The 22994-nt window shown below is 65.8% G+C and carries 21 protein-coding genes, 1 tRNA gene and 1 pseudogene; 14 read left to right on the top strand and 9 right to left on the bottom strand.

Going from position 1 to position 22994, the window contains the following annotated elements; translation table 11 throughout:
- Window positions 1-49: 49 nt before the first annotated feature.
- The 6 genes from ACZ2IA_RS09145 (at window position 50) to ACZ2IA_RS09120 (ending at window position 6604) form a co-directional block, all read left to right on the top strand.
- A complete protein-coding gene (locus ACZ2IA_RS09145; protein WP_470292264.1) occupies window positions 50-2884 on the top strand; it encodes a xanthine dehydrogenase family protein molybdopterin-binding subunit in 2835 nt (944 codons plus the stop codon).
- Complete coding sequence (locus ACZ2IA_RS09140) at window positions 2881-3432, top strand: (2Fe-2S)-binding protein (RefSeq protein ID WP_470292263.1); 552 nt, start codon at window positions 2881-2883, stop codon at window positions 3430-3432. Before ACZ2IA_RS09145 ends, ACZ2IA_RS09140 begins: the two co-directional genes overlap by 4 nt.
- Entirely contained in the window at window positions 3432-4667 is a 1236-nt protein-coding gene (locus tag ACZ2IA_RS09135; RefSeq protein ID WP_470292262.1) for a cytochrome c, read from the top strand. The genes ACZ2IA_RS09140 and ACZ2IA_RS09135 overlap by 1 nt, the downstream gene beginning before the upstream one ends.
- A 195-nt stretch (window positions 4668-4862) precedes the next feature.
- Window positions 4863-5864 carry an XdhC family protein gene (locus ACZ2IA_RS09130; protein ID WP_470292261.1) on the top strand — a complete coding sequence of 334 codons (1002 nt, stop codon included), beginning with the start codon at window positions 4863-4865 and terminating at the stop codon, window positions 5862-5864.
- Window positions 5852-6439 carry a nucleotidyltransferase family protein gene (locus tag ACZ2IA_RS09125; RefSeq protein ID WP_470292260.1) on the top strand — a complete coding sequence of 196 codons (588 nt, stop codon included), beginning with the start codon at window positions 5852-5854 and terminating at the stop codon, window positions 6437-6439. Before ACZ2IA_RS09130 ends, ACZ2IA_RS09125 begins: the two co-directional genes overlap by 13 nt.
- Window positions 6440-6520: 81 nt before the next feature.
- Window positions 6521-6604, top strand: a tRNA-Leu gene (locus tag ACZ2IA_RS09120).
- 20 nt (window positions 6605-6624) lie between these two features.
- On the opposite strand, the gene ACZ2IA_RS09115 is transcribed toward ACZ2IA_RS09120, so the two are convergent.
- Window positions 6625-6960, bottom strand: coding sequence for a hypothetical protein (locus ACZ2IA_RS09115; protein WP_470292259.1), 336 nt, complete (start codon window positions 6958-6960; stop codon window positions 6625-6627).
- Between the two features lie 465 nt (window positions 6961-7425).
- Between ACZ2IA_RS09115 and ACZ2IA_RS09110 the strand changes: the two genes are divergently transcribed.
- From ACZ2IA_RS09110 to ACZ2IA_RS09100, 3 genes are all read left to right on the top strand, one after another.
- Entirely contained in the window at window positions 7426-7947 is a 522-nt protein-coding gene (locus ACZ2IA_RS09110) for a hypothetical protein (RefSeq protein ID WP_470292258.1), read from the top strand.
- A gap of 373 nt (window positions 7948-8320) precedes the next feature.
- Entirely contained in the window at window positions 8321-8704 is a 384-nt protein-coding gene (locus tag ACZ2IA_RS09105) for a pirin-like C-terminal cupin domain-containing protein (RefSeq protein ID WP_470292257.1), read from the top strand.
- Window positions 8705-8765: 61 nt separating this feature from the next.
- Window positions 8766-9371, top strand: a complete 606-nt coding sequence (locus ACZ2IA_RS09100; RefSeq protein ID WP_470292256.1) for an isochorismatase family protein — start codon at window positions 8766-8768, stop codon at window positions 9369-9371.
- Window positions 9372-9706: 335 nt separating this feature from the next.
- Here ACZ2IA_RS09100 and ACZ2IA_RS09095 read toward each other — a convergent pair whose 3' ends face one another.
- A complete protein-coding gene (locus ACZ2IA_RS09095) occupies window positions 9707-11569 on the bottom strand; it encodes a DUF3300 domain-containing protein (RefSeq protein WP_470292255.1) in 1863 nt (620 codons plus the stop codon).
- A gap of 462 nt (window positions 11570-12031) precedes the next feature.
- Between ACZ2IA_RS09095 and ACZ2IA_RS09090 the strand changes: the two genes are divergently transcribed.
- The 4 genes from ACZ2IA_RS09090 to ACZ2IA_RS09075 all read left to right on the top strand — a co-directional run bounded on the left by ACZ2IA_RS09090 (window position 12032) and on the right by ACZ2IA_RS09075 (window position 15708).
- Window positions 12032-12751 (top strand): glutathione binding-like protein, encoded by a 720-nt coding sequence (locus ACZ2IA_RS09090; RefSeq protein ID WP_470292254.1) that lies wholly within the window; start codon window positions 12032-12034, stop codon window positions 12749-12751.
- A 524-nt stretch (window positions 12752-13275) separates the two neighbouring features.
- Window positions 13276-13953, top strand: a complete 678-nt coding sequence (locus tag ACZ2IA_RS09085) for a hypothetical protein (protein ID WP_470292253.1) — start codon at window positions 13276-13278, stop codon at window positions 13951-13953.
- Between the two features lie 188 nt (window positions 13954-14141).
- Window positions 14142-14663 (top strand): hypothetical protein, encoded by a 522-nt coding sequence (locus ACZ2IA_RS09080; RefSeq protein ID WP_470292252.1) that lies wholly within the window; start codon window positions 14142-14144, stop codon window positions 14661-14663.
- Between the two features lie 295 nt (window positions 14664-14958).
- The gene (locus ACZ2IA_RS09075; protein ID WP_470292251.1) at window positions 14959-15708 is read left to right on the top strand and encodes a head GIN domain-containing protein; all 750 of its coding nucleotides are present in this window, start codon (window positions 14959-14961) and stop codon (window positions 15706-15708) included.
- Between the two features lie 154 nt (window positions 15709-15862).
- Here the strand turns inward: ACZ2IA_RS09075 and ACZ2IA_RS09070 are convergent.
- The 5 genes and pseudogenes from ACZ2IA_RS09070 to ACZ2IA_RS09050 all read right to left on the bottom strand — a co-directional run.
- A pseudogene (locus ACZ2IA_RS09070) lies at window positions 15863-16219 on the bottom strand (EVE domain-containing protein); the annotation flags it as partial.
- Window positions 16216-16587, bottom strand: a complete 372-nt coding sequence (locus ACZ2IA_RS09065; RefSeq protein ID WP_470292250.1) for a VOC family protein — start codon at window positions 16585-16587, stop codon at window positions 16216-16218. The gene ACZ2IA_RS09065 and the pseudogene ACZ2IA_RS09070, both read right to left, overlap by 4 nt.
- 216 nt (window positions 16588-16803) lie before the next feature.
- Entirely contained in the window at window positions 16804-17493 is a 690-nt protein-coding gene (locus ACZ2IA_RS09060; RefSeq protein ID WP_470292249.1) for a helix-turn-helix transcriptional regulator, read from the bottom strand.
- Between the two features lie 185 nt (window positions 17494-17678).
- Window positions 17679-17999, bottom strand: coding sequence for a quaternary ammonium compound efflux SMR transporter SugE (gene sugE, locus ACZ2IA_RS09055; RefSeq protein WP_470292248.1), 321 nt, complete (start codon window positions 17997-17999; stop codon window positions 17679-17681).
- 106 nt (window positions 18000-18105) lie between these two features.
- The gene (locus ACZ2IA_RS09050; protein WP_470292247.1) at window positions 18106-19557 is read right to left on the bottom strand and encodes an aminotransferase-like domain-containing protein; all 1452 of its coding nucleotides are present in this window, start codon (window positions 19555-19557) and stop codon (window positions 18106-18108) included.
- Window positions 19558-19730: 173 nt separating this feature from the next.
- On the opposite strand from ACZ2IA_RS09050, the gene ACZ2IA_RS09045 reads away from it, so the two are divergent.
- Window positions 19731-20336, top strand: coding sequence for a LysE family translocator (locus ACZ2IA_RS09045; protein ID WP_470292246.1), 606 nt, complete (start codon window positions 19731-19733; stop codon window positions 20334-20336).
- 49 nt (window positions 20337-20385) lie between these two features.
- Here ACZ2IA_RS09045 and ACZ2IA_RS09040 read toward each other — a convergent pair whose 3' ends face one another.
- Together ACZ2IA_RS09040 and ACZ2IA_RS09035 are read right to left on the bottom strand one after the other, a co-directional pair.
- On the bottom strand, window positions 20386-21510 hold the full coding sequence (locus tag ACZ2IA_RS09040) for a DmpA family aminopeptidase (RefSeq protein WP_470292245.1): 1125 nt from the start codon (window positions 21508-21510) through the stop codon (window positions 20386-20388).
- A gap of 1 nt (window position 21511) precedes the next feature.
- Window positions 21512-22876: an APC family permease gene (locus ACZ2IA_RS09035; RefSeq protein WP_470292244.1), complete on the bottom strand. Its 1365-nt coding sequence runs from the start codon at window positions 22874-22876 to the stop codon at window positions 21512-21514.
- Window positions 22877-22994: the final 118 nt, after the last annotated feature.

Here is a 22994-nt window from a genome sequence, read left to right as displayed (position 1 = left end):
ATATCGGCTTGCGGTTGGGGATAGCCGCGAGTTTTGTAAGGAGAAATCCATGGCGAACCTCGACCTCTCGCGTCGAAGTTTTCTGAAAGCCAGCGTGATCGCCGGGGTGTCGGTGTACGTCGCCCCGTTCGGCGGTAAGGCGTTCGCGGCTTTGTTCGAAGAGAAGCTGCTCACGCCGATCAAGTGGGACGGCAAGGACGGCAAGGCCAAGTTCCGTATCGACGGCGTCGCCAAGGTCACCGGGGCCAAGGTGTTCGCGCGCGACGTACGCGCGCGCGACATGCCGCACTGGCCGGACCAGCAGTCGCACGCGTTCATCCTGCGCGCGACCCGGGCCGACCGCAGCTACGAAGGCTTCGACCTGTCGCTGCTGGGCGAGGAACTGCAGCCGGATCGCCTGGTCACCGCCGACGACCTGGCGCGCGACGGCGTGAAGTTCCCGGGCTTCTACGGCGAGGACATGCTGCTGCCGACCGGCAAGACCCCGGCCTACCTCGGCCACGCGGTGGCGATCCTGATCTACCACGACTTCGCCAAGTTCCGTTTCGCCAAGGACACGCTCAAGTTCCACGACGAGATCATCCGCTACGGCGCCGAGACCGGCCCGCTCGAGCGCGACCCATGGGGCACCTTCCGCTTCGTGCGCGTCGGTGGCGATACCCCATTCGACGACGACGTGTTCTCCAGCCTGAAGAACGCCCCGGTGTTCCCGAGCATGATGCGCAAGCGCCAGCCGGTGTGGCCGGACGGGGTCGAACACGGCAAGCTCGGCGAGCAGGGCATGTTCTACGCCGGCAAGATCCAGGACGAACTCGATCACCCGTCGGCCGACTGGCTGGTGTTCGACCGTGAGTACAACACCCAGTCGGTCGACACCGCGGCGCTCGAGCCGGACAACGCCAACTGCTGGTACGACGCCGACAACCAGGTGCTGCACCTGATCGTGCCGAGCCAAGGGCCGCTTGAGGTGGCGGAGAGCGCCGCCGAAATGGTCGCCGGCGCTAAGGCGCGCTTCCCGGTCAAGCAGCTGTTCGTGCACCCCTGTTACACGGTCGGCTACGGCTCCAAGGACCACTACAACGTGCCGTACTACGGCCTGGTGAGCGCGCTGTACGGCGATGGCAAGCCGGTGCGCTTCGCCAACGACCGCTACGAGCAGTTCCAGACCTCGATCAAGCGCCACGCGTTCAAGATGCACTACCGCATCGCGGTGGACCGCAAGACCGGCCTGCTGCAGTCATTCAAGGGCGATTTCGAGGCCAACGGCGGCGGCCGCGCCAACTTCTCGCCGTCGGTGGTGATGGTCGGCGCGACCGCGGCGCAGTCGGTGTATTACTTCCCGAAGAACGACTTCGCCGCGGTGGCGATCGCCTCGCGCGCGATCGACGCCGGCTCGGCGCGCGGCTACGGCACGCTGCAGACGATGGCCACCACCGAGATGGCGGTCGACGAGATCGCCGAGAAGCTCGGCATGGACCCGATCGACTTCCGCCTGAAGAACGTGCTCAAGTCGGGCATGAAGAATACCCAGGGCGCGATCCCGGCCGGCGCGATCCGCGCCGACGAGGTGATGCAGAAGGCCAAGGCGCACCCGCTGTGGGCGAACCGCGCCAAGAACAAGGCCGAGTTCGAAGCCAAGCACCCGGGCAAGCGCTACGGCGTCGGCTTCGCCTGCGTGCAGAAGGACTTCGGCACTGGCGCCGAGTCGTCGTTCGCCAAGGTCGAGATCGCCGAGGACGGCACGATCAGCCTGTTCCACACCGGCGCCGAGATCGGCACCGGCATGAGCACCTCGCAGGCGCTCGCCGTCGCGAAGTGGCTCGGCCTGCCTGCGGGCGATGCGCACTTCTCGGTCACCGACTGGGCCGACCTGCCGGTCGTCACCAGCGGCAATCCCTATTTGATGAGCCAGGCCGAGCAGGACAAGGTGTCGGCCAACCCGCGTTGGTCGCCGACGTACGCGTCGCCGGCCAGCGCCACCAACTCGGCGTTCTACTACACCCACAGCACCCGTGAAGCGGCGCGCGTGGTGTTCATGCACGGCCTGTGGCCGGCGGCGATGGCGATCTGGACACACGGCATCGGCGGCGGCCAGGCCGGCCCGCTGGTGGTGCGCGTCGAAGACGCCCGCTGGGTCGACGGCAAGCTGTCGGCCGGCGGCCTCGAGGCGCTGCCGTTCGAGCGGCTGGTCAAGAAGGCGCACGAGCTGGGCCTGGTGACCGGCGCGACCGTACACGTGTTCAACCGCTGGCGTTGGGCCGAGGCCGACTTCGAGATCGCCGGCAAGCCGGTGCGGCTGCCGATCGACGGCCTGTCGCTGCGCTACGGCGCCGGCGCCAACGCGGCGACCAAGGCCAAGATGTCGACCAAGGGCGGCTACCACGTGCTCGACCGCAAGAAGGTCTACGTCCCGCCGGTGCAGATGAACAACGCCGAAGTGACCTACTACAGCGCGGTCGGCACCCTGGTCGAGCTGGCGGTGCACGAGGCGTCCGGCAAGGTCGAACTCTTGAACCACCACTCGATCATGGAATGCGGCAACCAGCTGTCGCCGCAACTGGTGTCCGGCCAGCTGCAGGGCGGCGTCGCGATGGGCATCGGCCACGCGCTGCACGAATTCCTGCCGCTCTACGAGGACGGTCCGGGCAACGGCACCTGGAACTTCAACCGCTACCACCTGCCGCGCGCCAAGGACGTGGCGGTGTGGCAGCAGACCGGCGAGGTGCTGCCGCCGGTCACCGAGACCGACCCGCCCAAGGGCATCGCCGAGGTGGTGATGATTCCGGTGGTCGGCGCCATCGTGAACGGCATCGCCCACGCCATCGGCCATCGCTTCACCGACTTGCCGGTAACACCCGAAAAAATCCAGGAGGTTCTGGCATGAGCATTGCCAACAAGCCGCTTTCGCTGACCATCAACGGCAAGGCCGTCGGCCCGATGCAGGTGCCCGAAGGCCTGATGATGATCGACTTTCTGCACGAATACGTCGCGCTGACCGGCTCGCGCCTGGGCTGTGGCCAGGGCGTCTGCCGCGCCTGCGTGGCGATCCTCGACAACCCGGACGGCACCAGCGAGGAGATCCGCACCTGCATCACCGGCGCGCATTTCTTCCAGGGCAAGAAGGTCCGCACCGTCGAAGGCCACGGCAAGCGCAACGACCAGGGCGAAGTGGTCGAGCTGTCACCGATCCAGCAGAAATTCCTCGAGCACTACAGCTTCCAGTGCGGCTACTGCACGCCGGGCTTCGTCAACGCCGCCACCGTGCTGGTCGAGAAACTGAAGCGCGAGCCGGTCGACAAGGACAAGGTCGAGGAGACCATCACCGAGGCGCTGAACGACCATATCTGCCGCTGCACCGGCTATGTGCGCTATTTCGAGGCGGTGAAGGACGTGGTGGTGAACACCCCGGGCCTGGTGAAAGGGAGCAAGTGATGATCGCTAAACCCTTTCGCTTCGCGCTGATCGGCCTGGCCGCGGCGATCCTGGCCGGCTGCGGCGCGCAGGCCTCGTCGCCGGACAACAAGGCGGCGACGCCGGCGTCGGCCGACCAGGTCGCCCGCGGCAAGTACCTGGCCCGCGCCGCCGACTGCGCCGCCTGCCACACCGCGGCGGACGGCGCCCAGTTTGCCGGCGGCGTGGCGCTGGAGACGCCGTTCGGCAAGCTGTTCGGCACCAACATCACGCCGGACAAGGACCACGGCATCGGCAACTGGAGCGCCGACGACTTCTACAAGGCGCTGCACGACGGCGTGACGCCGGACAAGCGTCTGTACCCGGCGATGCCGTACACCTCGTACCGCGAGCTGTCGCGCGAGGACACCGACGCGCTGTACGCCTATTTCATGAGCGTGAAGCCGGCCAAGGTCGCCAACAAGGACGACGAGCTGAAGTTTCCGTTCAATATGCGCTTCGGCGTGGTGTTCTGGAACATGCTGTTCCTGAAGGACAGCCTGCCCGACGCCTCGACCGGTCAGTCGGCCGGTTGGCAGCGCGGCCGCTATCTCGCCGGTGCGCTCGGTCACTGCGCGGAGTGCCATACGCCGCGCGGCAAGCTTGGCCAGCTCGACCTCGACAAGCCGCTGGCCGGCGGCGTGCTCGGCCGCATCGGCGCGCCGGACATCACCCCGGCCGGCCTCGCCGCGCGCGGCTGGACGCAGAAGGATCTGGAAACCTTCTTCGCCACCGGCATCGCCCCGCAGGGCTCGGCGTACGGCGAGATGTTCCCGGTAGTGCACCTCTCCAGCCAGCACCTGAGCAAGGCCGACCTGACCGCGATGTCGACCTACCTGGTGGGCGACAAGGCGCCGGCGCCGGCGCCGCTCAAACCGGTGGCCGCCGACGCCGCCGAGTTGAGCGCCGGCAAGCAGATGTATACCGCGGTCTGCGCCGGTTGCCACGGCCGCGAGGGCGAGGGCAAGCCGAACGTGACGGTGGCGATGAAGGGCAACTCGACGGTCCGCAACGCCGACCCGCGCAACCTGATCGTGGCGATGCTCGACGGCATCGAGGAGCAGCGCTTCCCGAACAACGGCGCGATGCAGGAGATGCCGGGCTTTGCGCGCAAGCTCGACGACAAGGAGCTGGCGCAGCTGAGCAACTTCCTGCGCGCGAGCTGGGGCGGCCAGCCGGCCGACGTCACCGCCGACAAGGTCAAGGCGCTGCGCTAAAGCAGGAGCAGGGCACCGGGTTGGCCGAACCGGCAGGGAAACCGTTCGGCCGACCTTGCACCGGACGGCCCGGTGGGCGTTACGCCCGCCGGGCCGTCTTCCACAGGGCCGGTGTTCGCATCGGCGCCTGTCCTGAGCCGGTTTGCGCTGCGAGCCGGCTGACGACAGGCATTCAGAATTCCAAGGCAGACACAGATGAACGCAGTCGACTATCAGGTATTGAAAAGCGCGGTGAGCTGGCTCGAACAGGGCAAGCGGCTGGCTCTGGTGACGGTGGTGCGCAACTGGGGCTCGGCGCCGCGGCCGCTCGGCTCGCTGTTCGCGATCACCGCCGACGGCGACTTCACCGGCTCGGTGTCCGGCGGCTGCATCGAGGACGACCTGATGCGCCGCTTCGCCGAGGCGTTTCCGGACAAGATCGAGCTGGTGCGCTACGGCATCAGCGCCGAGGAGATGCGCCGCTTCGGCCTGCCGTGCGGCGGCACGCTGGAACTGGTGGTCGAGCCGGTATCCGAGCCGGTGGCGCTGACCGCGCTGCTCGACGCGGTCGCCGGCCGGGAGCTGGTGCAGCGCCGGCTGAACCTCGTCACCGGCGAGTCGCGCGTCGAGCCGGCCGAGATCGACGTGTCGATCCGCTTCCGCGACGACGAGCTGGTGCAGGTGTTCGGGCCGCGCTGGCGGCTGTTGATCGTCGGTGCCGGCCAGGTGTCCGAGTACCTGGCGCAGATGGCGCCGGCGCTCGACTTCGCCGTCTACCTGAACGATCCGCGCGAGGAGCAGCGCCGCAACTGGCAGGCCGGCGAGGTCAACTGGGTCGACGGCATGCCCGACGACGCGGTGCTGGCGTTCCGCCCGGACAAGCGCACCGTGATCGTCACGCTCAGCCACGATCCGAAGGTCGACGACATGGCGCTGATGGAGGCGCTGAAGACCGACGCGTTCTACATCGGCGCGATCGGCTCGATGGCCAGCACCGAGGCGCGCCGCGCCCGCTTGCTGACGCTGGACGTGAACGAAGAGGAGTTGGCGCGGCTGCACGCGCCGATCGGCCTGGCGATCCACAGCCGCTCGCCGGCCGAGATCGCCGTGTCTATCCTGGCCGAGCTGGTACAGCTGCGCAACCGGCTGGTCAGCAGCAGCGCGCCGTCGAGCTGCGCGGTCGGCGTCACCCCGCTGGAAGCGGCATGCCGGCGCTGAGCGGCCCCTGCGGTCTGCTGCTCGCCGCAGGCCAGGCGCGCCGCTTCGGCGCCGACAAGCGCCTGGCCCGGCTCGACGGCGAACCGCTGCTGTTGATCGCCGCGCGTCGCCTGCAGGCGGTACTGGCCGACACGCTGGTCGTGCTCGGCCCCGATGACGTCGAGCACGAGGTGCTGCTCGCCGCCGCCGGCATCGCCAGCAGCCGCTGTCCGGACGCCGCGCTCGGCATGGGTCACAGCCTGGCGCACGGCGTGCGCCAGCGCCCCGACGCCGCCGGCTGGCTGATCGCGCTCGGCGACATGCCGCGCTTGGCGCCGGCGACCTTGGCAAGGTTGGCCGAACGCCTCGCGCCCGACGCGATCGTCGCGCCGAGCTATCAGGGCGTGCGCGGCCACCCGGTCGGCTTCGGCCGAAACTATTACGAAGAATTGATCGCGCTGTCCGGCGGCGTCGGCGCCAGGCCGCTGCTGCAGCGGCATGCCGACCGGCTGCAACTGCTGCCGGTCGACGACGCCGGCGTGCTCGCCGACGTTGACACGCCGGCCGACCTCGCCCGATTTGCTTCAGGCCAGTAGCAATGTTTGCGGGGGGCTGGCAGGACAAGCGGCTGCCGGCTGTGGTAGAGTACGCGGCTCGATTGGGCCCTGCCCAATTCGGCCGCGATGGTGGAATTGGTATACACAGCAGACTTAAAATCTGCCGCCTCAGGCTTGCGGGTTCGAGTCCCGCTCGCGGCACCACAGCATAGCTTCATGCCGTATCACGGCATGGCAAAAACCCCGTAGAACAAAGGTTCGCGGGGTTTTTTGTTGTTCGTGTCGTGTCGTGAAGTGTCTTTAACATACCCCCAAAAATCAGGGCAGTTTGGGGGGTATTCAGAACTATCTGTCGCAGCTCGGACGATCATGCGCTCGAAGGGCAGCCAGAAGCTTAACCATCCTTTCGCGGGCGAAGGTCTGAGGTCGTGCAAGGTGCCGTTGCTGGGGTAGAGAGGGTCTTCAAGGTGTTCAAGGGCTTGAACCAGGCTGACTCCGGCGGACACGGTTTCTTCGCAGCAAAATCCACGAAGCAGGCATGAAGCGGCGGCGACGTTCAAGCCTTGTCAGCAAGCATCACTCAACATGCCATCCGAGTGCGGAAGCCCTGGGAATAAAATGGCTCCGCACCAGGTTAATACGTAAACACGGCCGGATGGTGATTACAAGCAGCGCCAGATCCGGGGACTCCTAGCTGTCGGACGATCCATACAGAGTTTTGTCAGGGTTCATCCGCTGACTGTCATCAGGTGGTGAGTCGCACAAACGTCACTTCCCTGCACTGATGACTGTGGTTATGTGCTCGGGAATGACATGCCTGCCAGTCTCCCCGTCTTCATACCGGCCGAGCTTGGCCGAATCCAGTTCGACCAAGCCTTCGTCCACAAGCCGATCACGTGGTCGGTTGTGGGATGGTTCGATGCCCGGCGCGCCGCGCCGGCCCCGACCGGACCTGGGTAAGGAGGAGTGCTATGCGTTACACCCTACTATCGATCGCCGCTCTGCTGTTGGCCGGATGTTCCAACATGGACCCGCCGCTGAATAGCAGCCTGACCCCGCCGGCAGGCCAAGCTTACGTCATCGTATCGCTGACCGGTCGGACGATTGTCCCGGCCAACGGCACGCTGGAGGTCAACTGGAACGGCCTCGACAATGGCAGCAGCGGCACCGCCCGCGCCAACTTTGTTACTGACACCTTGTACGGCGAACAAGGCTTGCCTGTTGAAGGTCAACTGGTGCTGCTGTCGCTCGCGCCGGGTCGCTATCAAATCAGAGACGCTTGGGCGCGCTGGGGCGATGAAGCCAGCTCCGATGCCAACGCCTATCTCAAGCACTACCGGGTCGATGCGCCGTTTGAGGTGAAAGCCGGCGAAACCGTCTACCTGGGCAATATCATGGCCGACATGTCGTTCCTGCCAGAGCTGCAGTTGCGAGACGAACAGCAACGAGACTTCGGTCACATGCACAACGCCTGGCATGTCAGCGATACCTCGGCAGTAAGAACCGAACTACTGCATAGCAACAGTTCCAACCTTACCGGCCAATAAGCTGGCATCACGCTGGGAACAAGAAAAGGATTCCCATCCCGAATTCGATGACCGAACATGGCTCCGCCCGCATTCCCGGGGGATGGAAGCTCCCTTGTGGGGCGTTCCACCTACACCGTGGCAAAGCAAGAGCCGTACACCGATCAACATAACGGCGGAACACCCTGCGCGTTCCGCCCCACCTAGTGACGCGGCGGCCTGCGCCTTGAGGTCGGCGGGCAGCCCGCCGGCGGCTTGAACCACAGGCGCAGTTTGTCGGACCAGCGCTGGGTTTGCCGGGCCAGCCGGGCGATGTCCCAATAGCCGACGAAGACCGCCCAAAGCGGGTTCCAGCTCTTCAGCTGCGTGCGCGTCCCGTAGACACAGAGCTCGCGTGCTGACCGGCTCTTACGGCGAAGCGACGTCGCCGATCACGTTGGCCGAACCATTCGACCCGTTGGATGACACGCTACAAGGCCAAACCAAACTCGTGCGGCGTGACAGTTGGAACACCTTGATCTACACCCTGAATGGCAAGCTTCGTATCGGCAGCAGTCCGCACGACGACGTGCTCCATGGCGACCAGATGATCGGACTTCGCGCCGCTGAAACCACGGCAATGGCGCTTGATCCCGAGGTACAGGCCCGGGCGCTCGTCGCCCTCCGCGAGCGGATAGTGACGCAAGGACCGTTTATCATGAATTCGCAGGCGGACATTTCTACCGTGTTTGAGCGCTTCCGATCCGGTCAGATGGGTCGACTAGCCTCTTCCCACTGAGACCAGCAGAAGCAAGTCTCGTTTTGCCGGAGTTCATCGCACCCGCTACAAGGAGAATGTCATGAGTTACGAACGCCTTACTGCCGACAACGCCGCACTGCTGCTAGTCGATCATCAAACCGGCCTGTCCAACGGGGTGGCCGACCAGGGTCAACTGGAGTTCATCAACAACGCCATCGCGCTAGCCAAACTCGGGAAACTGTTCAAGCTGCCAACCGTGATCACCATCAGCGGCGACGATGGCGCGAATGGCCCCCTGCTGCCACAGATCGCGGCGCTCTATCCGGATACGGCGGTTGTGCATCGCCCCGGTGAAATCAACCCGTGGGAGAACAAGCATTTCGTGGAAGCGGTGAAGCAGACTGGGCGCAGAAAGCTCATCGTTGCGGGGGTTTCCACCGAAGTCTGCCTAACCTTTGTTGCTTTGGCGGCCGCTGCGGAAGGGTATGACGTCTATGCGGTTGTTGATGCTTCCGGCACCTGGAACAAACTGGTACAGGAAATGGCCGTGGCACGCATGACCCAGGCGGGTATCAAGCCCATCACCTGGGCGGCCGTAGGTGCCGAGCTTCAGGGTGACTGGCGCAACCCGACCGGACAGGATTTTGCCGAGATCTTGGCTGAGCACATTCCTTCTTTGGCAACGTCAACGGCAGTTTCCTGGTAGCCAAGCAAGGCTAATCGCCATGGGCGTTGGTGCGGAAAGGTCGGGTTGAGGAAGGCCCGACATCGAATGTGGAACTTCCGAACGATTCACTACGAATGAGATCTGGGGGGTGATTTTGGGAGTATTTCTTGTCGCTCATTCTCGGTTGATGTTGTCTGGTAAGGCTTTCAGATCCTATTTCGATAGACGCTCGTACCACGGTTCAGCCCCGAAACGCCCAAGCAAGTTCATCAAACCCGCACAGCGCAAGGCTCTGCGGGTTTTCTGTCGCCTGACGGCGCCGAAGCAATCTGCCGGCAAGCGGGGTTCCCGCCTGACTCGTCCCTGGCGATTCATTACCGTGGCGCTTGATCGGACTGCAGCCGGTATCCGCCCCCTTGATGAGAAGAATGCTCACCGGTCTGAGCGGGCTGCGGATGGAACGGCGGCGCTTGCACCGGCGGGTGATAAGGCTGCTCATTGCCCGGCATTGGCAGCCTGGTATAGACCGCGGGCGGCGGACGAGGGATGTTCTGCGGTGCGACATACGGTGTTGGCGGCATCCGGACCGGTGCCGGGTTGGGCTGGCGATTGGGCGCTGGAAGCGCTCCGGTGTCCGGGTTCGGGTGCGGCAACGGGGCCGGGCTCACGCCGGGTACGAAGCGGGGAGCCATTCCGACTGGACGAGGGGGCGGGGGCTCGGCTGCCCGAGCCGGCTCGGGACGGGACGGTGGCGGTTGGATCGAGGGGTGATAAGGCGCCGGCTGGACAGGCTGGCCACTGCCCGACATCGGCGGCCTGGTAAAGCCGGCTGGCGGCGAGTGCGGGATGGCCTGTGGAGCGCTGGGTGCTTGCGGCGCCAAGGCCGGGGCCGAGTATGGCTGGTGATTGGGCGCTGGAAGCGCTCCGGTGCCCGGGTTCGGGTGCGGCAGCGGGACCGGGCTCACGCCGGGTACGAAGTGGGGAGCCATTTCGCCTAGACGAGGGGGCGGGGGCTCGCCTGCCCGAGCCGGCTCGGGGTGGAACGCTGGTGCTGGTACCGAAGTGTCTTGCTGGCTACTGCCCGGCATCGGCGGCTTGTTAAAGCCGGCTGGCGGCGTGCGCGTGATGCCCTGCGCTGCCGGCGCTTGCCCAGGCAGGGCCGGGGCCACAGCTTGGTTATTTGGGATCGGAGCCATCCCGATACCCGGGTTCGACCGCGGTAGCTGAGCCGGATTCATCCCAGGCTGGGTGGCCATCCCGTGCGGCGTGCCCAATCCGGTGGTCGGTGCGCTGGGGCTTGGTCCTTGCGGGCGTGGCATCAGGCCCGGAGTGGCCTGGTGGGCAGTGGGCGGCGCCGTAGGTAGTGCTTGCGCCCCGGCATTCAGCGGCGAAGTGTGCGCGAAACGCTGGCGCAGCTCCGGCGTCGGGGTCAGAGTGTCGCGCCAGAATTGCGGGCCATGGTGCCACGGCATCTCGCCAACGTCTGCCCTGAGCCGGTGATGGATAAACAGGTGGTTGAATCGGGCGGCATTGATGTGCATATGGTGATGGCGCCAGTTGAAGCCACCCCACAGCGAATGGGTGATGATGATGCCGGTGCCAAAGCCGATGCCGTAGAAGCCCGGGTTAAAACCATAGCCTGTTGGCGGCGGAAAGTAGTAAGGCGGATAGGCCGGGTATAACCAGTCACCGTAGACGATGGTCGGGTCGTAATAGGGCACGTAGACCAGCTCGGGGTTGGCCGGCTCGATGGCGATGGCGTTGTCGGGCTCGACGAGCACGCTTTGCTGTTCGCTGTCGTTCAAATAGCCGGCCTGCTCGGCCCTGGCGCGTAGCCGTTGTACCGTGTCCATCACGTCGTTCGGCTGCATCAGAAACGCATCGCCCAGTTTTTTCACCCAGCTAGGATGGCTGCCCATCATCGCCAGCACTTCGGGAAAGGCCACCAGCGACTGTACGCTCGGGTCCCAGTCCATATCCTGTGCCGCCAGCACTGCCGCATCGCCGCTCATGTCGCGGTGTTCTCGCGACCATAGTGCGGCGTCGCTGACGTTGGCCGGGTACGTCGACGCCATCAACACCTGCGAGAGCAGCGGGTCGGGGTACAGCGCAACCGGCGCTACCAATTGATCCAGCTGTGGGGGGGAATACCGGCTGACGGCGGCACCGCTGGCCAGCGGCAGGCAGCAGAGCAGCACGACGAGGAAGCGGTGCAGCAGAACGAATAGGGAGCGCATTCCTAGACCCCATTGAACTCGGCTAGGCAAGTCACTCAGGCTGTGAGTGACGCTAACGCTCCTGCTCAACTATAGCCATTGGCGTTCACCGGAAAGGCTTAGAGTCGTTAACAAACTTTGCGTTATAGCCCGGTCTTGCCATACTCCTTGGGCTGTCTGCGGCAGGGCGTCTGGCTAGAGTCGCTGCGCTGAGTTAGTCCGTATATCAGGCCGCGGCACGTCCCCGCCTCACCCGCGCGAGGCGGTGGATCGCCTCATCGATCTCGTCCGCTCGGATCCTCCCCGGGCGGCACGCGGCCATCGAGGATCGCCGCTTTCAATTGTCGATGCGGCGCGCGAGCCCTCGACCGGCAGGCCGATCGCCAGTTCGGAAATTGGCTCCCTCACTTTCGAGGCTTGTGGTCCTATTCAAATGCCATGTTCGCCAGCATAGTGTCATCCATCACCCACCGGAGGATGACGATGATCGATCTCTATTACTGCGCGACGCCGAACGGGCACAAGATGACGATGTTCCTGGAGGAGGTTGGACTCCGCTATCGGATCATCCCGGTCAACATCGGCAAGGGCGAGCAGTTCAGGCCGGAATTCCTGGCGATCGCACCCAACAACAAGATCCCGGCGCTGGTCGACCACGAGCCGCCAGGGGGCGGGGTGCCCATCTCGCTGTTCGAGTCCGGCGCGATGCTGCTCTATCTCGCCGAGAAGACCGGCCGTCTGATGCCGACCGACCTGCGCGGCCGTGCGGAAATGATGCAGTGGCTGTTCTGGCAGGTGGCGGGGCTGGGGCCGATGGCCGGCCAGAACGGACACTTCAACGTCTATGCGCCCGAGAAGGTGCCGTATGCGATCGAACGCTACGAGAAGGAGACCAATCGGCTGTACGGGGTGCTGAACAAACGGCTCGCCGACCGCGAGTTCGTGGCGGGCGAGTACTCGATCGCCGACATCGCCGCTTACCCCTGGATCGTGCCGCACCAGGCGCACGGCCAGGATCTCGACGACTTCCCGCACCTCAAGCGCTGGTTCGAGGCGATCGCGGCCAGGCCCGCCACCCTCCGGGCCTACAACGGCGCCGCGGACGTCTATTCACGCAAAGCCGAGCCGATTTCGGACGAGACCCGACGGATTCTGTTCGGACAGACCGCGACGTCGGCCGAACGCGGAGATGAGATGGTCTGACATCGTTGGCCGGCTGTCGCTGGCCGTCCTAATGAGGCGCCTCTTCGAAGAAAGAGCCGCTAACAAAACCCTCCCGGCGTTGTTACGCGGGCTTGCCGTACGCCTTGTACTGTCTGCGGCAGTGCGACAGCGGGACCGCTTCGCGGGCTTTGTTAGCGGCTCTTAATCCGTTCCTGCACTGGAAGTCGATCGCGGGGCTCGCCAACTCGGCGCTGCCGTTTGTGTTGTTCGCTAGTCATTACCGCCGGCTTGTCGTCGATCTTTACCCCGGCCGGCTGTGGCCGGCCGAAAGGCTGACCCAAACAGGAGGATCGCGTTCTCGCAGGTGTCTGCTAAAGCCGGGGCTGAGGGTATCGGTGACGGTGCGGCTCGTCCTCCCTCCGCCAGCCACCCTGACGAGCTGGTGTCTATCCTGTCCATCCAGCGCCCTGGTAGCCGACCCTCAAGGCCCTGCCGGAGCGCCTGCATTTACCAGACAGTTGCGGTAACATACCACGCAATGATTCAAGTAATTGGTAGTAAAAATGAAAATTGGGTACCTTGTTTTGGCCGCGTGCATTGCAACCGGCTGCTCTTCAATTCCAAGTGTCTATAAATCGAGTGGCAATTACCCAAGGCTGAGCAGTGACGAGTATCAGCGAATCTCGGCGACCTTAGACAGCTCGAAACAGACCGGTAGATTGTCAAACTCCGACTACCTTTCATCCAAGCAGTTACTGAATGCCACAATGAATGGCAAGCCTCTCTCAGAAAACCAGATTAATCAGCTAGCGAAACTAAAGAGCGCTGCGGCAAAGCAAAGGGAAGAAGAGAGGAAGGCCCAGGAACAGCGTCGTCAAGAGATATTGAACAAGAAACGACAAGACGAAGAAGTGACAAAGAGGGGCTCGTACAACAGTGACTTTGAGTCGATCAGCACGCCAGAAGAGGCGTCGTTATTCATAAAAAAATACGATGGCGTGTATGACCCCGACAACCTCGTGCAGCTTGCGAAAAAAAGAGGGTTCGATAGAGACATCCAGAAGCAAAAAGAGTGCATCGACGCCAATGGCAAAGTCATTGCCAAACAGCAGAAAGCGAGCAATCAAACAGGGGCTTTTGATAAGTCCGCGCTTTACTACGCCACCGCAAATCAAATGGTGTGCAAGAAGAGGCTGATGACGCTGTTGACCGAATGCTCCAAGAACAAGATCTGTCGATGACGACTCGCTTGCGCTGGCTGACGAGTGCTCACCCATTACCCCGTCAGCGCTGGGCACAGCTTCCAGCGGGCTGACAGCATCGCCGTTAAGCCACCGTCTGATCTCGGCCCGCGATCGAGCTAGAGTGGCGATTCACCGGGCTGTTTCGGCATGTGCCATGCGCCCTGGAAAACACGATCGGAGAGACAATGGCGGAACATCGGCTCTTCACGATCAGGCGTGTTGCGTCGCGCCCCAAAGTGGCCGTGCTCGCCGGCTTCGCGGCTGGAACGATCGCCACTGCGGTTCAAATGACCCTCTGGTGGCTGGCTTCCGTACCGGTGCTCGAGACGCTGCTACGGGATGCTCGTCTGACCGCGGCCATCGCCATGGGGCGCCGTGTCCTGCCGCCAGCGTCGCTGGGCCAATGGGATGTCTTGCTGGTTGCGACGCTGATTCATTTCGCTCTTTCCGTCGCCTACGCCACGATTCCCGCGCTCTGCGCCAGCCGACTGCGTACCCGATCGGCCCTCTTTGCCGGCGCTGTTTATGGTCTTGCCATTTACGGCATCAACCTGTACGGATTCACGGCGATCTTTCCCTGGTTCTCGGTCTCTCGCGGTTGGGTAACGGTGCTTACCCATGTCGCATTCGGCGTCTCCTTGGCCGGGGTATGCAAATTACTTATTCCGGCTCGCGACGTCAGCGCTAAAGGCTCCTCGTCTGACTAGGCGATTTACTCGTTGGACCGCGGCACTTCGAATGTCGGCTGAGCAGACATTCCATAACGGCCACGAGCGGTCCTGAGCGATGGGGCGGTGATCGCCGCGCTGGAGGGAACGGCGCCATCTGCTCGTCGGCTCCACGTCGCCCGGCGCAGTGGCGGCTGGCTTCACGGCGGCGGCTTTCCTATGCTCCCGATTGAGGGGCGGCGACCTGGCCATGGTGATGGTACCGGTGCGGATGGCGCTCTACTGAGATGGTGGTACTTTCCGGCTCATCACCGGGGTCGATCGGGAAAACATCATGAAACTACTCATCTCTGGCGCGACCTTGGGCGTTGCCTTGTGCGCCCTGCTGGCGGCCAGCCCGTCTTGCCTGGCCGCCAGCTACTCCAGCAGCAATGTGGTGATCGACGGCAGTGGCGAAAGCGTGGTCATCATCAATGGCCAGGTGGTATCGGGCGGCCAAGCCACGGTGACCGCCAAGGAGCCGCTCAGAACCGAGGATCGCAGGCTGCCGGCCTACTCCGGCGTCACCATCGAGGCGCCGGTGCGGATGTCGTACACGGTAGCCGATAGTTCGATGCTGAAGGTGACCGCGCCGGCCGACATCCTGCCCCTGCTCAGCACCACGCTTGAAAACGGCCGGCTGCTGGTGAGGCTGAATGGGTCGGTGGTGATGCACGAGCCGATCCGGATCGAGGCGACCGGCCCGGGGCTGGAGTCGGTCAACATCGCCGGCGCGGGGGACTTCAGGGCCTCGGGCCTGGCCGGCAGGGTATTGCGTGTCGAGATCAGCGGTTCGGGCAACGTCACCGCGTCGGGACGGAAGGAGAGAGTCGAGGCCAGGGTCAGCGGCTCCGGTGCGGTGGACGTCTTCGCCCTCAAAGCCAGCTCCGTCGCGGTCGAAGTGTCGGGTTCGGGCGCCGTGGAGGCCTACGCGTCGCAGGCGGCGCAGGTGGTGGTGGTGGGCTCGGGCGATGTCCGGATTTACGGCAGCCCCGTGCAGCGCTCGGTGGCTCGCTCGGGGTCGGGGCGAGTCTCTTTCGACTGAAGCGTCGCTCCCCATTCCCCATCAAGCCACCGGCCCCGTCACGGTTGACGGGGCCGGTGGCTTTTTTGCTGTCCCGCCGGCCGGTATTGGCCAGGTCGACCTCCATCGCCGCGGCGATCAGCCGCATGTCGTGCTCGCTGACCGCCAGCAGCCCGAAGCGCAGCGCGTAGCCCCAGTTGCGCCGCCCGGCGCTGAAGTCGAGCCGCTCGAGCAGCGGCTGGATAGCTGCTGGGCGGGCGTCGAGCCAGTGCACGTCGCGGCGAAACGGTTGGAAGTCGTCGCCCATCGTCACCTGGTACGGTTCACCGGCTGCGACCTGACCGAGGGCGGTGAACGCCTGCAGCCGTTCCCGGGCTCCAAACACGGTGGTCGGCGAGTAATAGACGACCCGGTCGCCCGGCTGTAGCCGCTTGAGCGGCGCGGCCTTGCCGTGGGAGAGCTGCATGAAGCCCGCCGACAGCCCGCGTTGCACATGGTCGCGCGAGGCGACTGCGAGCCAGTTGCCGTTCATGGCAGGCTCAGCGCGAACACGCGCAGCCGGTGGCCGTCCGGGTCGAGTGCGACGAAGGTGTGGCCGAAGTCCATCGCGCAGGGAGCCTGGGCGATCTTGAGCCCACGGGCGCGCCAGTCCTCATGCTGGGTGACGACCGCGTCCGCGTCGGCGACCGGAAAGCCCAGCTCGGCACAACCGGGCAGCGCGCCGGCGGCCGGCTCGACCGTGTGGCGGGACCACAGGCCGAGCTTCACGCCGGACGACAGGGCGAACAGCGCGAAGGTGGGCGAGGCTTCGACCGGCTCCTTGTCGAGCAGCTCGCGGTAGAAGGCGGCGCTGGCGGCGGCGTTGTCGACGTAGAGCAGGACGTAGTTGGGATCGGACATGGTGACTCCAGGCTGTTAAGAGCCGCTAACAAAAACCTCTTGGCGTTGTTACGCTGCCTTGCCGTACTCCTTGTACTGTCTGCGGCAGCGCGCCTAGCCAAGACCGCTTCGCTGTTTTTTGTTAGCGGCTCTATAAGGTTGGCCGAAGCCGCCGATCGGCTCCGGTCCTGTCAGACTAGGGAGTGCTGCTGTCAGATTCTGTCAGTAGTCGAAGCCTCATCGCGTTGGAATGCCTTCGCGCTCGCGCCAGTCTTTGAGTAGTGCCTGGCGGCGACGCGGGTAGCGATGCTCGCTCGGCGTCATGGCGGCAATCCGGTCGGTGCGAAAGTGGCGGAAGTCCTCGCGCAGCTCGCACCAGGCGACGAGGACGCGGACGCGGTCGAAGAAGGCCAGGGCGATCGGCCAGACGGTGCGCTGGCTGGCGCTCCCTCGCTGGTCGCGATAGTCGAGGGTGAGCTTGCGCTCGCGGCGGATCGCCTGGCGGATGACACCCAGGTCCGCTTCGCCGTCGGACAGCGGCGCGCCGGGGCCGATCAAGAGCGCGTTGGTGTCGAGGTCGTGGCGCAGGTCGTCCGGCAGCACCGCGGCGATCTTGGCGAGGGCGGTGCGCGCCGCCGCCCCGAGCGCGCCGTCGGCCCGGTCGGCCACCCAGCGCGAGCCGAGCACCAGCGCTTCGATCTCCTCGTCGGAGAACATTAGCGGTGGCAGCAGAAAGCCGGGGCGCAGCAGATAGCCCAGCCCCGGTTCGCCGTCGATGCTGGCGCCCTGCGCCTGCAGGCTGGCGATGTCGCGGTACAGGGTGCGCAGACTGACGCCGAGCGTGTCGGCCAGGGTGGCACCGCTGACCGGGTAGCGGTGCTGGCGCAGCAGCTGGATTAGCTCGAGTAGACGTTCGGCGCGGGACATGAGGCTCCTTCGGCGGGGCGGGACCGGCTCATGCTGCCATACTGGCGGCAGCGGCGCGCGGTCGTTGTGGCGGGTCATGAACAGCTGGCGGTGCGAGTGTTCACGGTGACAATACGGCTGCTTGGATATGAAAACAGCCGATCGATGCGGGCATCGATCGGCTGCGGGATGGGGCAGGTGCGGGGTCAGCCCGCCAGCTTCAGGCCGATGATGCCGGTGGCGATCGCCAGCAGGCTGCCGACGCGCAGCAGCGACACCGCTTCGCCCAGCCAAACCATGCCGATGATCGCAGTGCCGCAGGCGCCGATGCCCACCCACACCGCGTAGCCGGTGCCGACCGGCAGCTGTTTCAGTGCCCAGGCGAGCAGCAGGAAGCTGCCGGTCAGCGTCACCAGCGTGAACACCGACGGCCACAGCCGGGTGAAGCCGTGCGACTCCTTCAGGCCGATCGCCCAGCACACTTCAAGCAGCCCGGCGACCAGCAGGGCTATCCAGGAGTTGATCATTTTTGACTCGGTCGGGGTCGTCCCCGTGACGATACGCCGGCCGGGTCGTCCAGGCCGGGGTGTTGCGGAAAAGAGCCCGGAGGGTCGCACACCGCCGCCACGAGGGTCAAGACGGCGGGCCGGCCTCCAGCTGCTGCGCGGCGAGCCGGCCGACCCTTGTCAGCGCCGCTAGGTACTGCTCGTCTATCGGGTAGCAGCACGACAGCCGCAGGCAGTTGCGGTAGTGGCCGCCGGGCGAGTAGAGCGTGCCCGGCATCAGGCTGATCTGCTCCTTCAGGGCTGTTTGGAACAGCGCCACCGTGTCGCAACCCTCCGGCAGCTCGACCCACAGCAGGAAGCCGCCGGACGGCCGGGTCGCGCGGGTACCGGGCGGGAAGTGCCGCTCGATCAGGCCGCGCACCGTGTCGACCTGGCGCGCGTAGTGGCGGCGCAGCGTGCGCAGGTGGTGGTCGTAGCCGCCCGATTCGAGGAACAGCCCGACCGTTTCGGCCAACACCGCAGGCTCGGACACGGTCGAGGCGAATTTCAGCCGGCGGATCGTGTCGCCGAAGCGGCCCGGCTCCAGCCAACCGGTGCGAAAGTCCGGCGCCAGCGTCTTGGTGTAACTGGCGCAGACCAGCACCCAGCCGTCGCGGTCGAACGCCTTCACCAGCGGCGCAGGGCTGTCGGCGAACTGCAGCTCGGCGTACAGCGCGTCCTCGATCAGCGGCACCCGGTAACGGTTGACCAGTTCGGCCAACCTTTGCTTGGCGGCCAGCGGCATGCTGCAGCCGAGCGGATTGTGCACGTTCGGCATCGCCACGATGGCGGCGAGCCGCCCTTCGGCCAACAGCATCTCCAGCGCGTCGACCGACAGGCCGCTGTCCGGCCGGGTGGGGATCTCGACCGCGTTCAGCCCCAGGCTCGCCAACAGCGGCAACAGGTTGAAGTAGGTCGGCGACTCCAGCCCGACCGCGTCGCCGGGCCGGGTAGTGGCGCGCAGCGCCAGCTGCAGCGCTTCCATGCAGCCGTGCGTCAGCACGATGTCGTCGGGCGTGGCGCGCATGCCGAGCGCCAGCATCCGCCGGGCGATCTGGGTGCGCAGTCGCAGCGAGCCCGGCGGTAGCGGGTAGGTGCCGATCAGCTGCGGCTGGCGGCGCAGCACGCCGGCGAGCAGCCGCGCGAGCTTCGCGCCCGGATAGAAGTCGCCGCCCTTGGGGCAGGCCAGCGACAGGTCGGTGAAGCCAGGGGTCTGCTGCGCGGCGAGCACGCTGCCGATCAGGTCGAGCACCATGTCGTCGGTGGGCCGGGCGGCGCCGGCGTCGCTCAGCGCGCTGCGCGACGGCGCCGGCAGCCGGGCGCGCACGTAGTAGCCGGACTGCGGCCGCGCCTCGATCAGGCCGCGGTCTTCCAGCAGCCGGTAGGCGGCGGTGACGGTGTTCAGGCTGAGCGTGCGGCTCTTGGCGCTCTGCCGCACCGACGGCAGCCGCGCGCCGGGCGGCAGCGTGCCGCTGGCGATCGCGCCGGCCAGTTCGTCGGCCAGTTGCTGGTAGCGGCTGGTGGTAAGCGGTGTGTTCATGACTTTAGGTTGCCGCGCACTGTGACGTCGGCATAGGGACAGTGGACCGAAATTGTGATGGTGACAGTTTCCGCTGTGCTGTAACTGTCACCGTGACAATAGTCGATAGCTGCCTCTGTCACCACTGCCCGGCACGTCCTAGCATGGAGCCATCGTTTCTGGAGGAGGCTGCCATGCTGGACCTGGCCCTGATGTCTTATGTGGGCGTGATGTCGATCACCCCCGGCCCCAACAACCTGATGCTCGCCGCCTCGGGCGTCAATTTCGGCTTTCGCCGCACCGTGCCGCATATGCTCGGCATTAGCAGCGGGCACGCGTTTCAGGTCGGCGTAGTAGCGGCGGCGCTGGCGTACATCCTCAACTGGCTGACGGTGATCCGGGTGCCGCTGGCGATCGCTGGATGCGTCTATTTGTTGTGGCTATCGTGGCAGATCTGGCGCGCCGGCGAGCCGGGCAACGGCGGCAGCGGCAAGCCGCTCAGCCTGTTCGGCGCGGCGGCGTTCCAGTGGCTGAACCCGAAGGCGTGGGTGATGGTGATCAACGCGGCGATCCTGTTCATGCCGCAGCACGGCAATCTGCTGGTCAACGCGGCGCTGCTGGCGCTCGCCTGCGCGCTGATCAACCTGCCGTGCATCGGCGTCTGGGCCTTGGCCGGCGACCGCTTGCGCCACCTGCTCGCCACCGCGCGCGGCCTGCGCGTCTTCAACGGCGTGATGGCGGCGCTGATGGCCGGCACCGCCCTATGGCTAATGGCCGACGAGCTGATGCTGGTGCTGTAGTCGTTATGAGGAAAACGGCCCGACTATGTCGGGCCGTGTCGCTTGCTGCCTAATCGTGTGGTCTCCAGCCGGCCTTATGCAGCGCCCCGAGCAGCCGTTCGGCCGACAGCCCCTCGGCGCGGTGGCCGAGATGGCCGGTGACGCTGCCGGCGGCGAGCAGCGTGTTGACGATCGCCTCCTCGACCGCCTCGGCGGCGGCCTGGAACAGCGCCGAGATGTGGTCGTTGTTGACCATCGCCACCGGTGTGATGAACGCGCCCTTGCCGGCGTAGTCGGCCACCGGCAGGCCGTCGTTGCCGGTGGCGAACGCGACGAAGATGTCGCCGCTCGAGTCCTCGGTGCCTCCGCCGGTGCGGGCGATGCCGATCGAGGCGCGCTGAGCGAGCCGGCTGCACTGGTGCGGCAACAGCGGCGCGTCGGTGGCGATCACCACCACGATCGAGCCCATGCCCGGGTGCGGCAGCGTGCGCGCCGCGAACGGCGAGGGCACTTGTTCGTAGCCGAGAAAGCGCCCGACCGGATAGCCCTCGACCTGCAGCGACTCGCGCCGGCCGTGGTTGGCCTGCACGATCGCGCCGACCGTCCAGCCACCGTCCTCGGCCGCCAGCCGGCGCGACGCGCTGCCGCTGCCGCCCTTGAACTCGTGGCAGATCATGCCGCTGCCGCCGCCGACGCTGCCTTCGGCCAACCTTCCGCTGCTCGCCGCGGCGAGCGCCTCGCGCACGTGCTCGGGCCGGACGTGAAAGCCGTTGATGTCGTTGAGCAGGCCGTCGAAGGTTTCCATCACCACCGGCATGTTCCAGTACACCGCGCCGTGGTCCGGCAGCGCTTCGCGTTCGATCGCGATCAGCGCGTCGCGCACCGTGCCGACGCTGTGCGTGTTGGTGATGGCGAGCGGGCTGGTCAGCAGCCCCGCCTCGCGGATCCATTCGAGGCCGGTGGCGTCGCCGTTGCCGTTGAGCACGTGCACGCCGGCGAAGCAGGGCGCGAGGCGGGCAGGGCCGGGGCGCGGCTCGATCACGGTGACGCCGGAGCGGGCGGCGCGGCCGTCGGCGAAGTCGCGGTAGACGCCGGCGTGGCCGACGCGTACGCCGGGCACGTCGGTGATCGCGTTGTACGGGCCGGCTTGGCCGAAGCCGATGCGGATGCCCAGGTCGCGGGCGCGTTGTGTCATGTCATTCTCCTTGTTGCGGAAGCGGGGTCGGCTGGCTGCCGCGGCGGCCGAACAGCGCGAGCCCCGCCAGCACGATGGCGCCGATGATGAGGAAGTCGCGCGGCGGGCTGCCCGCCAGGATGGTCCACAGCGTGTAGACGCTGCCGACGATTGCCAGCAGCGCCGGCAGCGGCCACAGCGGCATCAGATACGGGTGGGCGATGTCGCGGCGGCGTCGGCTGATCAGCGTGGCGAGCGCCATCGCGAGGTAGGCGAGCAGCAGCAGGATCACCGTGAACGAGGTCAGCTCGCCCAGGCTGGAATTGAAGGTGAGCAGGCCGGACGGGACGGCGAACAGCAGCGTGGCGAGCCACGGTGTGCCATAGCGCGGGTGGAGGCGCACCAGCGCGCGGCTGATCGGCGCCGGCCACAGCCCGTCACGGCCGCTGGCGTACAGGAAGCGGCTGTTCTGCACCACGATGGCGATGATCGCGTTGAACACCGACAGGAAGATGCCGGCGCTGATCACCCGCGCCAGCACCGGGCCGCCGAGCTGACCGACCACGTAGCCGATCGGGTCGGCATGGCGGGCCAGCTCGGCCAACGATGGCGCACCCAGAATCAGTGCGGTCAGCGGCACCAGCTCGACCAGCACCACGATCGCCAGCGTCACCAGCACCGCCACCGCCATCGGCCGGCCGGCTTCGCGCATGTCTTCGGCCAGATAGATCGCCGCGCCGAAGCCGTTGTACGAGAACACCGCGGTGCCGATCATCGCCACCACCACCCCGGCCGGAACCGCCACCAGCGCGCCGTGCGCGTCGGCCATCTGCGGCGCCAAGAGCACCGTAGCCGGCTGCTGCGCCTCGCTGAAGCCCAGCCAGGCGATCAGGCACAGCACGACGATTTCCAGGCCGAGAAACAGCCCGGTCACCAGCGCGTTGACCTTGATGTCGAGGATGCCGATCGCGTAGCTGACGAGCACGATCGCCAGCGCCACCGTGGCGCCGTCGAAGTGCGTGCCGAGTGCGCTGTTCAAATAGGTCGCCGCGCCGGTCGCCAGCACCGCCGGGATGAACAGCAGCATGCACAGCACGAACAAATACATCTGCAGCCCGGCCAGTCGGCCGAACAAGCGCTGGATGATCACGTACTCGCCGCCGGCGCTGGGGTGGGCGGCGCCGAGTTCGGCGTAACAGAGCGCAAACGCCGTCGCCAGCAAGGCGGCGAGGACGAAGGACAGAAACGCCCCGCTGCCGGCACTCTGGATGGCGAACGGGGCGATCACAAAGATGGAACTGGCCGGGGTGACGCCTGACACGGTGATCATCACCACGTCGGCGACCCCGAGCGAGCGTTTCAGCCCGCCGCTATCGGTTTGGGTCATGCTCTCTTCTCCTTGTAGTGCCCGCCGACTTCAGGTGGCCGGCGTGACGAAGAGCAGTGTATGGTGAGCCGTCATGACGACCCATTCCCACGATGGGTTACCCGGATGGGGGAGGTGT

This window comes from Crenobacter sp. CS_VA4 (assembly GCF_055597485.1).
The sequence above is the reverse complement of the archived record's forward strand: the minus strand, read 5'-3'. Positions and strand labels throughout refer to the sequence as shown.

Coding starts and splice junctions, on each gene's coding strand:
- ACZ2IA_RS09035 (WP_470292244.1), bottom strand. CDS start 22,876: ATGACCCAAACCGATAGCGGCGGGCTGAAACGCTCGCTCGGGGTCGCC.
- ACZ2IA_RS09085 (WP_470292253.1), top strand. CDS start 13,276: ATGAAAATTGGGTACCTTGTTTTGGCCGCGTGCATTGCAACCGGCTGC.
- ACZ2IA_RS09045 (WP_470292246.1), top strand. CDS start 19,731: ATGCTGGACCTGGCCCTGATGTCTTATGTGGGCGTGATGTCGATCACC.
- ACZ2IA_RS09075 (WP_470292251.1), top strand. CDS start 14,959: ATGAAACTACTCATCTCTGGCGCGACCTTGGGCGTTGCCTTGTGCGCC.
- ACZ2IA_RS09110 (WP_470292258.1), top strand. CDS start 7,426: ATGGACCCGCCGCTGAATAGCAGCCTGACCCCGCCGGCAGGCCAAGCT.
- ACZ2IA_RS09040 (WP_470292245.1), bottom strand. CDS start 21,510: ATGACACAACGCGCCCGCGACCTGGGCATCCGCATCGGCTTCGGCCAA.
- ACZ2IA_RS09050 (WP_470292247.1), bottom strand. CDS start 19,557: ATGAACACACCGCTTACCACCAGCCGCTACCAGCAACTGGCCGACGAA.
- ACZ2IA_RS09130 (WP_470292261.1), top strand. CDS start 4,863: ATGAACGCAGTCGACTATCAGGTATTGAAAAGCGCGGTGAGCTGGCTC.
- ACZ2IA_RS09080 (WP_470292252.1), top strand. CDS start 14,142: ATGGCGGAACATCGGCTCTTCACGATCAGGCGTGTTGCGTCGCGCCCC.
- ACZ2IA_RS09060 (WP_470292249.1), bottom strand. CDS start 17,493: ATGTCCCGCGCCGAACGTCTACTCGAGCTAATCCAGCTGCTGCGCCAG.
- ACZ2IA_RS09095 (WP_470292255.1), bottom strand. CDS start 11,569: ATGCGCTCCCTATTCGTTCTGCTGCACCGCTTCCTCGTCGTGCTGCTC.
- ACZ2IA_RS09145 (WP_470292264.1), top strand. CDS start 50: ATGGCGAACCTCGACCTCTCGCGTCGAAGTTTTCTGAAAGCCAGCGTG.
- ACZ2IA_RS09065 (WP_470292250.1), bottom strand. CDS start 16,587: ATGTCCGATCCCAACTACGTCCTGCTCTACGTCGACAACGCCGCCGCC.
- ACZ2IA_RS09125 (WP_470292260.1), top strand. CDS start 5,852: ATGCCGGCGCTGAGCGGCCCCTGCGGTCTGCTGCTCGCCGCAGGCCAG.
- ACZ2IA_RS09100 (WP_470292256.1), top strand. CDS start 8,766: ATGAGTTACGAACGCCTTACTGCCGACAACGCCGCACTGCTGCTAGTC.
- ACZ2IA_RS09135 (WP_470292262.1), top strand. CDS start 3,432: ATGATCGCTAAACCCTTTCGCTTCGCGCTGATCGGCCTGGCCGCGGCG.
- ACZ2IA_RS09090 (WP_470292254.1), top strand. CDS start 12,032: ATGATCGATCTCTATTACTGCGCGACGCCGAACGGGCACAAGATGACG.
- sugE (WP_470292248.1), bottom strand. CDS start 17,999: ATGATCAACTCCTGGATAGCCCTGCTGGTCGCCGGGCTGCTTGAAGTG.
- ACZ2IA_RS09140 (WP_470292263.1), top strand. CDS start 2,881: ATGAGCATTGCCAACAAGCCGCTTTCGCTGACCATCAACGGCAAGGCC.